8 protein-coding genes and 1 pseudogene are annotated in these 10,575 nt (G+C 68.0%); 4 read left to right on the forward strand and 5 right to left on the reverse strand.

What is annotated here, in order from left to right:
- Positions 1-28: 28 nt before the first annotated feature.
- Together ELR45_RS07210 and ELR45_RS07215 are read left to right on the forward strand one after the other, a co-directional pair.
- Positions 29-1,684 (forward strand): MFS transporter, encoded by a 1,656-nt coding sequence (locus ELR45_RS07210; protein ID WP_129664676.1) that lies wholly within the window; start codon positions 29-31, stop codon positions 1,682-1,684.
- Between the two features lie 390 nt (positions 1,685-2,074).
- The gene (locus ELR45_RS07215) at positions 2,075-3,031 is read left to right on the forward strand and encodes a phosphotransferase (protein ID WP_129664678.1); all 957 of its coding nucleotides are present in this window, start codon (positions 2,075-2,077) and stop codon (positions 3,029-3,031) included.
- A 12-nt stretch (positions 3,032-3,043) separates the two neighbouring features.
- On the opposite strand, the pseudogene ELR45_RS42560 reads toward ELR45_RS07215, so the two are convergent.
- From ELR45_RS42560 to ELR45_RS07230, 3 genes and pseudogenes are all read right to left on the reverse strand, one after another.
- Positions 3,044-3,271: pseudogene (locus tag ELR45_RS42560) on the reverse strand (FAD-dependent oxidoreductase); the annotation flags it as partial.
- Between the two features lie 116 nt (positions 3,272-3,387).
- The gene (locus ELR45_RS07225; RefSeq protein WP_129664680.1) at positions 3,388-4,347 is read right to left on the reverse strand and encodes an NAD(P)/FAD-dependent oxidoreductase; all 960 of its coding nucleotides are present in this window, start codon (positions 4,345-4,347) and stop codon (positions 3,388-3,390) included.
- 77 nt (positions 4,348-4,424) lie between these two features.
- The gene (locus ELR45_RS07230) at positions 4,425-5,945 is read right to left on the reverse strand and encodes a plasmid pRiA4b ORF-3 family protein (RefSeq protein WP_129664682.1); all 1,521 of its coding nucleotides are present in this window, start codon (positions 5,943-5,945) and stop codon (positions 4,425-4,427) included.
- A gap of 218 nt (positions 5,946-6,163) precedes the next feature.
- On the opposite strand from ELR45_RS07230, the gene ELR45_RS07235 reads away from it, so the two are divergent.
- The gene (locus ELR45_RS07235) at positions 6,164-6,610 is read left to right on the forward strand and encodes a hypothetical protein (RefSeq protein ID WP_129664684.1); all 447 of its coding nucleotides are present in this window, start codon (positions 6,164-6,166) and stop codon (positions 6,608-6,610) included.
- Positions 6,611-6,628: 18 nt separating this feature from the next.
- Here ELR45_RS07235 and ELR45_RS07240 read toward each other — a convergent pair whose 3' ends face one another.
- The gene (locus tag ELR45_RS07240) at positions 6,629-8,305 is read right to left on the reverse strand and encodes a LuxR C-terminal-related transcriptional regulator (protein ID WP_129664686.1); all 1,677 of its coding nucleotides are present in this window, start codon (positions 8,303-8,305) and stop codon (positions 6,629-6,631) included.
- A 127-nt stretch (positions 8,306-8,432) separates the two neighbouring features.
- On the opposite strand from ELR45_RS07240, the gene ELR45_RS07245 reads away from it, so the two are divergent.
- Complete coding sequence (locus ELR45_RS07245) at positions 8,433-9,233, forward strand: class I SAM-dependent methyltransferase (RefSeq protein WP_129664688.1); 801 nt, start codon at positions 8,433-8,435, stop codon at positions 9,231-9,233.
- Between the two features lie 276 nt (positions 9,234-9,509).
- Here the strand turns inward: ELR45_RS07245 and ELR45_RS37140 are convergent.
- Positions 9,510-10,575, reverse strand: a 1,066-nt coding sequence (locus ELR45_RS37140) for an ABC transporter permease (protein ID WP_205856182.1), incomplete at its 5' end; no start/stop codon positions are given.

Below are 10,575 nucleotides of genomic sequence, written 5' to 3' on the forward strand. Positions count from 1 at the left end.
TCTCACCTCGACCTTGGAAAGGTTTCGCATGTCTTCGACCGAAATATCTGTGCCGACGCCGCGCGCCGGCGTCAAAGAATGGCTTGGCTTGGCGACGCTGCTGTTGCCGACCATCTTGCTCTTCCTGACCATGACCGTGCTCTTTCTCGCCACGCCGCAGATCGCGGCCGACCTGCAGCCCAGCAGCTCGCAGGTGTTGTGGATCAACGACATCTACGGCTTCATGATGGCCGGGCTCCTGGTCGCCATGGGAACCCTCGGTGATCGGGTCGGGCGACGCCGTGTCCTACTCTTCGGAGCCGTGGCCTTCGGCACGGCGTCGACGGTGGCGGCGTTCTCGGGTAGCGTCGAGCTGCTGATCGCGTCCCGGGCCGTCATGGGGCTCGGCGCGGCGGCGGTGATGCCGGCCACCTTGGCGCTCATCAGCAACATGTTCCAGGATGCGCGGCAGCGGGCGACCGCCATCGGGCTGTGGGCGGCGTCGGTGTCCGTAGGCGTGGCGGTCGGTCCCCTGGTGGGCGGGCTGTTGCTCGAAACGTTCTGGTGGGGAGCCGCCCTGCTTGTGGGTGTTCCCGTCATGGCGCTCGTGGTGATCGCGGCACCCTTGCTGGTGCCGGAGTACCGGGCACCCAATGCCGGGCGGTTGGACGTGTTCAGTGTGGCATTGTCGATGGCCGCGCTGTTCCCCGTCGTCTACGGCGTCAAGGAACTCGCAAAGGCCGAGACTTTCACGGGACCCGCGCTGGCCCTCGCCGCAGGTGTGGCCGTGGCCGTCGTCTTCGTCCGCAGGCAGCTGCGCCTACCCAACCCGCTCCTCGATGTGCGGCTGTTCGGCAACCGGGCCTTCAGCGGCGCCCTGGGCGTGTTCCTGCTGGCGGCGGTGGCACTTGGCGGCGTCTACCTGCTGTTCACGCAGTACCTGCAGCTGGTGGCGGGGCTGTCGCCGCTCGAGGCCGGGCTGTGGATCTTGCCGGCGGCGCTGCTGCTGGTCGTGGCGTCGACCGTCTCGCCGATGCTGGCCCGCAGGTTCCGTCCAGCGTCCATCATCGCGGCCGGCCTGCTTCTCTCGGCGATCGGCTACGGCGTGCTCACCCAGGTCGGAAGTCCGTCCGGGCTGACGTTGCTGATCGTCGGCTTCTACATCCTGTACCCGGGCATCGCGCCGACCATGGCGCTGACCACCAACCTGGTGATCGGGTCCGCCCCTGCTGAGAAGGCCGGTGCGGCGTCGGCGGTCAACACGACGGCCAGCGACCTCGGCGTATCCCTGGGCATCGCGGTCCTGGGCAGCATCGGCACGGCGGTCTACCGCAGCGGCATGGCCGACGAGGTCCCGGCTGGGCTGACCGGTCCGGCGGCCGACAACGCCAGGGACACGCTCCCGGGGGCCCTGGCCGCGGTCAATGAGCTGCCGGCCACGGCTGCGGACACGCTGCTCGAACCTGCTCGTGAGGCGTTCACCAGCGGTCTGAACGTGGCGGCGGGCATCGCTGCGGTGCTTGCCCTCGCGGCTGCGGTGCTGTCGTTGACGATCCTGCGCCGGGTGCCGCCGACGAGTGCCGGCGCACCCAGTTCGGATTCGGCCGTCAACGCTGCTTCGATCGATGAGGACGCCGGCGTGCTGGGCGCACCGGCGGGTCCGACAACCGAGACCGGCGATGCCGTGCCCGCGGGCGCCGGCTGAGGTCCGGACCCGCTCGAACGCCGAGAGTCACGTCGCAGAACGAGGCACGGTCGCCAGCACGAACCGGGCGACCGTGCCTCGGACTCTGCCTAGACTTCGTCACGGTTGGCCGCGACCGCCACGAGTCAGCACTCGTGCCGCGGATCTCCAGATGACATCCGTTGTTCCTGGACGTTCGTCTACGTACGTGAACGTTTGGTAACGTCTATGTACGTAGACAGGAGCGCTGATGGCTCCTCGTAGGCTCCTCGTGGCTATGTACGGCGCAGTCGTCGGGCGAATCGATCGGCGTTCCGCAAACTGCTGATCCGGAGTTCACGTATGACCCGTCTTACACGGCCCTATCCGACTTGCCACAGGTGAATACTTCCGTGCTGGAGGCGGACTTTGTTGCCTACTAAGCAATGGGTCGATGCGGCCCTCAAGGCCTATGGCTTGACCAGCGGGGTTGTGGTCTCCCCTACCAGCCAGGGCGACGACAACGAGAGCCTTTTCGTCAGCCGCGCCGACGAGCGCTTCGTCCTACGCCGCTACGGCGTAACACCTGCGGAAGAGGTGCAGTTTGAGCTTGACGCCATCGACTATCTCGGGAGTGTGGGGTTTCCCACCCCCCGCCTTATCAGAACACCCGAGGGAAAGCGCGCCCTCGATGTCGAGGGAGCATCCGTCGTCCTTTTCGATTTCGTCAGCGGAAGCCCGATTTCTGATGACGACTCTGAGAGCGGTCCGGCCGTGGCCAGACTCGCGGCTCGGATGCACAAACTGACCGCCGGACAGACGTTCGGAGGTAGGCGTTCCCGGACCGATCTGTATCGCATCGGAGCGTTCACTTTCGCTTGCCAAGAGGATCCGCTGCTGCGCGCCAAGCCAGGAGCAGAGAGGTTCGCCGAGCACGGACGGGCACTTCTGGCAGAAGCGCCCGAGGTGTTCACTCCGGATCTGCCGCGAGGTCTTATCCATCACGACATGCACAGCGAGAACGTCCTGGTGGAGCCTCATGGTGAGATCGTAGGCCTCATCGACTTTGACGAGTCCTATTCTGGCCCATTCGTCCTCGATATCGCCGGGCTGCTGCACTCGTGGGCAAGGGGCGCTGACTTTGGGTACGACATCGGAGCAGCGCGCCGGACGCTGGCGGCGTACCGCGAAGTACGGAACATCACCACCGCCGAGCAGAGAGCGCTCGGGTTTGCCTTGCGCGTGTTCCACGCAGCGGACGCGTCAGAGTACATCTTGCGAAACTACCGCCATCGCCCTGCGACGTTCGACCTCGGTGAGTGCCACTCGCTGGCGGGCTACTACAAGATCACGGGAGGGACCGACTGGCTCGCGAACCTGGAGGATTAACCCCAGGTAGTTCTCGATCGCCGCACTTTGACTAGCCTGACCTCCAGGCGCCTCACGCTCTACGATGACGGTGCTCAGACCCTCCGACGCCGCGTACACCGTGGCGGCCAGGCCCGCCGGACCGCCACCCACGATGCACACGTCGTACAGCGGCTGCTCGGCTCTGGTGCGCAGGCCGAGGGCGCCGGCCACGTCGAGCGTCGACGGCGAGCGGAGCGTCGCACCGTCGGGCACGAGCACCAGCGGGAGATCGGCCGCTGTCGCCTGGGCAAGCTGGCTCAAGCGCAGTGCCTCGGCATCGCTCTCGATGTCGTACCAGCGAATCGAACGCCTGCCTAGCCAGCCTCGGACTCTGCCTAGGACTCGTGACGGTGGGCGGCGACGGCTGTGTCGGTCTCCTCGGTGACCAGGTCGGCGTTGATCTGTGCCCCTGCGAGAGCGCCTGCCGAAGCAGAGGATCCGACTTGGGCGGATAGGTCGGTGACGTTGCCTGCGGCCCAGACTCCGTCCGCGTCGGTGCGGCCGGTGGCGTCCGCGGGTATGTGCTCGCCCATTCCCGACGCATGCTCCACGGGCTTGAGGCCGAGCCCGGCCAGGAAGCCCGCACGTGCCACCATCCGCGGCTGGACCGCGATCACGTCGCGGCTGACCAGCGTGCCGTCGCGCAGCTGCACGCCGACGATGCGGTCCTCGTCGATCTTCAGCGACGCGACCTCGCCGTGGACCACCTCGATGCCTCGGGCGGCCAGCTTCTCCGCGTCTTCATCGGCCAGGGGCGGTGCGGTGTGGGCGAAGAACGTGACGTCGTCGCTCAGCTGCCGGAACAGCAGCGCCTGGTGCACCGCCATGGGACTGCTGGCCAGCACCCCGATGGCCTGGTCGCGGACCTCCCAGCCGTGGCAGTACGGGCAGTGCACGACGTCTCTGCCCCACCGGGTCCGCAGCCCCGTGACATCCGGCAGTTCATCCACCAGTCCGGATGTCACCAGTAGCCGGCGTGCCCGGGTGGACCTGCCGTCCGCCAGTGTGACGCTGAATCCATCGGCGTCCCGGAGCGCGGTGGTGACCTCCCCGGTCACCACGTCGCCGCCGTACCTCCGAACGTCGGCACGGCCACGCTCAAGGAGCTCCGCCGGCGGAACTCCATCGTGCGCCAACATTCCGTGCACGCCGGCGGCTGGGGCGTTGCGCGGAGCACCCGCGTCGATCACCACTACTGACCGGCGCGACCGGCCCAGCATCAGCGCCCCGTTCAGGCCTGCGGCGCCGCCGCCGATCACCGCTACGTCGTAGCCGTCTCTCAATTGATCTGTCATCGTGACCACCTCCACGACGACTATGCGAGCTTCGTGCTCATCGTGCAAACTTCATTGCCATTATGGCAAAGTGCTTGCTATTTTTCCGTGCTTCGCAGAGCGGCGCGAGCGAAGGTGATGCCCCGGGGCGTCACGTTCGCGCCCACGTAGGTGAACCAGTCGAGCTTGTCGAACGCGCCCAGCCGCCGCAGCACGTACTCGGTGTCTAAGATTCCCTGGATGACGGCATTGCTGCCCAGCGGTGCACCGCCGCTGACTCTCCATCCGGCGTCGGTGAGCAGGCGGGCGACGAGCGCTTCGCGGTGCCGGCCCGAGTCCCCGCCGTTGTGGTGATCCTTGTCTCGATCGTCGCTGTCAACGCCGCCACGGCTACGACCGGTGCCGTCATTGGCGGCGTCGGCGGCCACGGCGGTGAGGTACAGCAGGCTCGCCTGTGCGTCGAACGGGTCCCTCGTTCTCAGCGGCATGCTGGCAGCCAGATGCCACCACAGTGCCACCGGGTCGTCACGCAACCTGCGGGCGCGAGACGTCGGCAACAGCTTGCCGCGATACTTGCGCACCAGCCCCAGCTTCTGCGCCGTCTCCCGCAGGAGCAGCACCGGCAGCGTCTGGTCCTCGCGGTTGAACTTGCCGATCCACTCGTCTTCCATGTTCAGTTCGGCCATCGCGGCCTCGACATGCGCCGGCGGTAGATAGCCGGCGTTGGTGAGCTTGATGCCGTCGTCGCCGACGCGATCCAGCAGCCAGGTGTACGGGCTGACCATGGCGGTGGCCGTCTCCACGTCGATCATCACCGGATCACCGAGGCGAGCATCCCCGATCAGCCGACGCAGGCGCCGCCGGCCTGGCGTGGAGCCGATGGAGTTGTGGATCTCGAGCAGCGGCGCCGGCAGGTCCCCGACAGCCGGCATGTCCGCGCTGCTCAGTTCGGCCAAGATGCGGTTCACCTCGTCGGCGTCGAACGGCACCGGCTCGTGGGTGGTCGGATCGATGTCGAAGCCGTACATGTCGCGGAGCTCGGCCGCGGCGCGGTCGCGGTCCGGGTTGGTCGCATCGTTGGCGGCAGCGAACATCTCGTATCCGGGCACTCCGCCGCAGTCCTCCGCCGGGCCGGGCCGTTCACCCCCGATACATCTCGCGCCCTGCCTTGACTCGTCGCGCGGCCGGACCGCCTCCAGCTCGATGATGTGCAGCCAGTCGTCGCCGAAGTCGTAGCAGTAGAACAGCGTGTCACCGGGCTCGGCGAGAACCTCGTCCAGCCGGACGTGTTCTTCCGGAATGCCGTCCGGTGCTTCCTCGATCTCGAACGGGCAGAGGTAGTACTCGGTCTCGTGGCTGTAGTACGCGGGCCCGGATCCGAACTGGTGAAGGTGGCTGTCGGTCCAGCCGACGGCCACCTGGATGATGTCGTGCACATCGTTGAGGAACAGGTCGGAGGCGAGTTCGAGTCGCCGCCACACCGGAGGGCTGGTTCCGTCCAGCTCGATCCGCAGCTGGTAGGAGACAACATCCCGACGACGGGCTCGACGGCGCGATGGCGGTGCCGCCTCCTCGACGGGATCTGCGACGAGCCTGAGATGGCCGCGGGTCGACGTCATACGCAATACGGTATCGGTCCGGCCCGATCGCGCTCCGCGGAGACGGGAAACGACGACGCCCCGCACGGCGCGGTGCCCGTTGGGCGCGGCGAATCTCGGTACCGAAGGCGGCCTCCAGTGAATAGGCTAGAGCAAGATCACGACGGCAAAGGTCGCCCCGCCCGGAACGGCACCTCCTACGACGGGGCCTAGATCCAACCTGACCAGGAGGTCCGGCCATGACGTCCACGGTTTCGGTGGAGGAACTCGCACCTGTCGAGCGCACCTACACCAGCACGGCCACCAAGGTGGATGATCGATGGTCGGTCCGGTGTGACCAACGGCCGGATATCGACACGACGGCCAAGCAGCTGGACCATGCGGTCGCGGAACATCGCCGGGTACTGGCCGAGATGCTCGAGGTCGCAGAGGACAAGCTCAACGTCATCGTGCGGCCCGTCGTCCCGCAGCTTGCCCAGGAACACATCGACCGCGCACGCGAGCTGCGCCAGACGGCGGCGTGGGCCAAGGCGGAGGCCGCGGCCGAGGCACGGTCGGCGGCCCGCGGACTGCACGACATGAAGGTCTCGCTGCGTGACATCGGCACGATCCTCGGTGTCTCGCATCAGCGCGCTCACCAGCTGGTCAGCGAGCATCCAGGCGGGTCCGACACGTCGCGCAACTGACGTCGCTCCCGGCGACGCTCACGCGCCATCGCGTGAGCGTCCGCTGGCGACGGTCGTGTCCGGTGGCGGCTGCCGCAGCGCATATGCGGCGGCCGCGGCCCGGGTGGCGACGCCGAGTTTGGCGAAGATGCTGCTGACGTGGTGTTCCACGGTCCTCTTGCTGATGTAGAGACGGTCCGCGATCTGTTCGTTCGTCATGCCCTCGCCAATGTGCGCGAGCACCTCGGCCTCCCGACGGGTCAGCGGACCGGCGACGCGTGGCGCCGACCGGCCATGCACGCCAAGGGTGCGCAGGTGCCGCGCCGTCGCGTCGGCATCGACGCCGGCGGCGAGCTCCTCGAACACCAGGAGCGCCGCGCGCGCCTCCGCCTGCGCGACCTCCGGTTCGGCGTCGGCGATGGCCTGTGAGATGGCCAGCCGGGTGCGTGCCGCCTCCAGCGGCAACTCGGCCCGCACGAACCGAGGCAGCGCCGCCTCGAAGTGCGCGAGCGCCTCCGGCTCATCGGCGGCGGCGCAGACGACACCCGCCGCGTACTCGGCGAAGGCCCGGAAGCATGGCACGTCCGACCCAGCGGCGACGGCGCTCAGTTGCGTGCAGACCTCCCGTGCCTCGTCGACGTTGCCGGCAGCTGCCTCCGTCTCGGCGAGCAGCGCCAGCTCGATGGGCCACGACACCTGTTCGCCGGTGCGTTCCAGCGCGCGTCGCAGCAGCCGCCTCGCCACGGCGTGCTCACCGCGCGCCAGATGAAGCCTTGCCAGCGGCCGTACCGCGTACGAGTCGAACTCGAAGCCGGCCAACAGCCTGCCCGCCTCGTCGTACCTGCCTTGGCGCACCCGCAGGTCGGCCAGCCGCACCATAGCGCTGGAACGCAACGCCCGGTAGCTGGCGTCGAAGAGCGTGATCGACGACGTCAGCTCCCGCTCGGCGTCGCTCCATTCGCCAGCGGCGGTGAGAACCGCGCCGTAATGGGTGCGGCAGATCGCGGAGACCCACGGCGTGTTCGACCGCTGCCCGTACGCCGTCGCGATGCCGCTCCATTGCCGGGCCCGTGGCACGTCGAGCGTCAGCTCGCAGCACAGCAACATATGGCAGTAGATCTCGCCCGCCGTGATGTAGTCGACGACCTCGCGACTCGCCGCGGCGGTCGCCGCCTCATCGAGCGTGCGCATGCCGTCATCGACCCGGCCCTGCAGCACGAGCGCCACGCCGTCGTTACTCATCGCGCAGAACCGCAGGTCGACGGCGTGAAATCGGTCGGCGACGTCCATCGCCGCGCGTACGTGGGCGCTCTTCTCCTCAGGATCGTCGGTCGCCAACGCCTCGGCCAGCTCCACCCAGCCCGACTCGACACACTCGCCCGCTTCGTACACCAGGCTCCGGGCCCGCGCGAGCCATCCCGCCGCCACGGCGTCGTTACCGTATACGGCGGCGTGCAGGAAGCTGAGCTCACGGCCGGCGATGAGCGCGGGTCTCCGGCTCTCGCCGAGCTCGCGGTAGGCGACGAAGGCGCGCTCGTACAGCTCGATCGCGGCTTGATAATCGGCTGCCCATTCGACCGCTTTCGCCAGCTCGTGCAGCCCTTCGGCGCTCTCCCGCAGCGCGACGGCGTCCGAAAGCAGCGACCGGGCCAGTGTCCAGTCGCCCCGCGCCAGTGCGGCTTTACCAGCCGCCAGCAGTTCGGCAGCCGTGGTCATGGTGAAACCAGCATGCCACCAGCGCACCCGGTTGTGGAGATGACGTGTCCGAATAGGTACACGCACCCATGTTTCGGTGGCGGCACCGCGGGACGCTGCATCCAACACGTCTACCGAAGGAGCCGACATGACCAGCACAGAGACCTTCCAGATCCCGCTCGAGACAGCGGAGGTGTACGAGGCGCGGTTCGTTCCCGGCCTGTTCGCCGAGTGGGCGCCGCTGCTGGCCGATGCCGCGGGCGTCCGCCCGGGCCAGGAGGTGCTCGACGTCGGCTGCGGGACCGGCATCGTCGCCCGCACGGTCGCGGACCGGCTGGGCGACGACGGCACGGTGGTCGGGCTGGATCTGAACCAGTCCATGCTCACCGTGGCCCGCCGAGTGCGGCCCGACCTCGAATGGCACCAGGGCGACGTCGGGAATCTGCCGTTCCCCGATCGGGCTTTCGACATCACGCTGTGTCAGATGGCGCTCATGTTCTTCCCGGACCGGGCTCGTGCGCTTGCTGAGATGGCCCGGGTGACGGCGCCCGGTGGCACGGTCGCCATCGTCGTTCCGGCTGCCCTGCCCGACCAGCCGGCGTACGACGGGTTCGTGTCGATCGTCGCCGATGAGGCCGGGCCGGACGCGGCGTCGCTGGTACAGACCTACTGGTCGTGCGGCGACCTCGACGAGCTACGCGCGATGTTCGAGTCCGCTGGGCTCGGCTCGATCACGGCTCGAACCCACACGGGCACCGCACATTTCGACACCATCGACGGACTCGTGATCACCGAGGTAGAGGGTTCGCCGCTGATCGACCGCATTGACGACGCGACGTACGGCCGGATCAAGGAACGAGCTCGCGACGTGCTGCAGCCGTACGTCACCGACGACGGCGCGCTGCATGCCCCGCTGGTCGGCCACGTCGTCACCGGAACCGTGCCGTAGGAACCGCGCCGCGCCCAACGACGGAGACGGCAGAGGTGCGGAGGTTGGAATAGGGATCTCCCGGCTCAAGCCCAGCCGGGCCACAGATCGACCGAGCCTGACATGTGCACGCAACTGGGTGCCGGGAGATCCCTATTCCAACCTCCGCACCGGACCACGTCGCCCAGCCCGGCTACAGATCAACCGGAGCCAGACATGCCCACGCATCTGGATGCCGGGAGATCCCTATTCCAACCTCCCCACCGGCATGCAACCCCGATCCGCTCACTCGACGGCTCACTCGACCGCGACGGCGGCTTCCGCCGGCCGGGACCGCATTGCCTGCCAGCCCGGTATCAGAGTGGCGCCCAGCGTGAGCACCACCGCAACACCCACGATCGTCGCGTAGATCCACGGCGATCCCGACGGCGTCCACGAGTCGATCCGGTTGGTGCTGAACGGCACCAGCGTCGCCATCGACGCGATCGTGCCGAGCAGGACGCCGATGGCGGCGACCAGGACGCCCTCCAACCCGACCATCCGCAAGATCTGACCACGGGTCGAGCCCGCGAGCCGCTGCAGCCCGAACTCCCGGCGCCGTGCGGCGGTGCTCGTCACGAGCGCGTTGATCACGGATATCGCTGCGTAGGCGACAATCACGATGACGATGGTGTAGTTCGCGAACGCCATCGTCTGCTGCTCCTCGGCATGCTCGGCGAACAGGTCGTCACGGTCGGCCACCGCCAGCCCCTCCTGGCCGGCTACGAGCCGGTCAAGCTCGGCCACAAGCTGGGCCGAATCGGAACCTTCATCGGCCTTGACCAGGATCTCCCGAGGATGGCCCTCGGTGGTGTGCGGCGCCAGCACGTCGGCTGGAAGCAGCAGCGTGTCGTAGTCGTCGGCGGCAGAGAACAGCGCCACCACCTCGGCGTCGAGCATGCTGCTGTCGCCGAGCCGCAACGTGATCGTGTCGCCGACTCCCACCCCGAGCTCGTCGGCATGTCCGGCCGCCAACGCCACGCTGTCTCCCCGCAGGTCGGTGAACTCACCTTCGGTGACGGAGACAGGCGCGGTCGCCGCGGCACCCTCGGCCGTCACACCCTGCAGCGTCCAGCCTTCGTCATCCTGTGAGTGGTCGCGTGGGCTCTCCACAAAGCCGGTGCTGTGGACGTACTCTGAGGCTCCGGCCACGCCGGGGAGCGCGCTGATCCGCCCGACAAGCTCGGGTTCGATGTCCCGCTCCGATGTCACGACGGCGTCGGCGACGAGGCCGTCCGCGAACGCCTGCCGGTTCGCGTGATCCTCGGTCTGTTGCAGATACAGGTTCCCCGTCGCGATCCCGGTGAGCAGAACGATCGGTGTG

The organism is Phytoactinopolyspora endophytica, from assembly GCF_004138495.1.
Classification (GTDB): Bacteria; Actinomycetota; Actinomycetes; order Jiangellales; family Jiangellaceae; genus Phytoactinopolyspora; species Phytoactinopolyspora endophytica.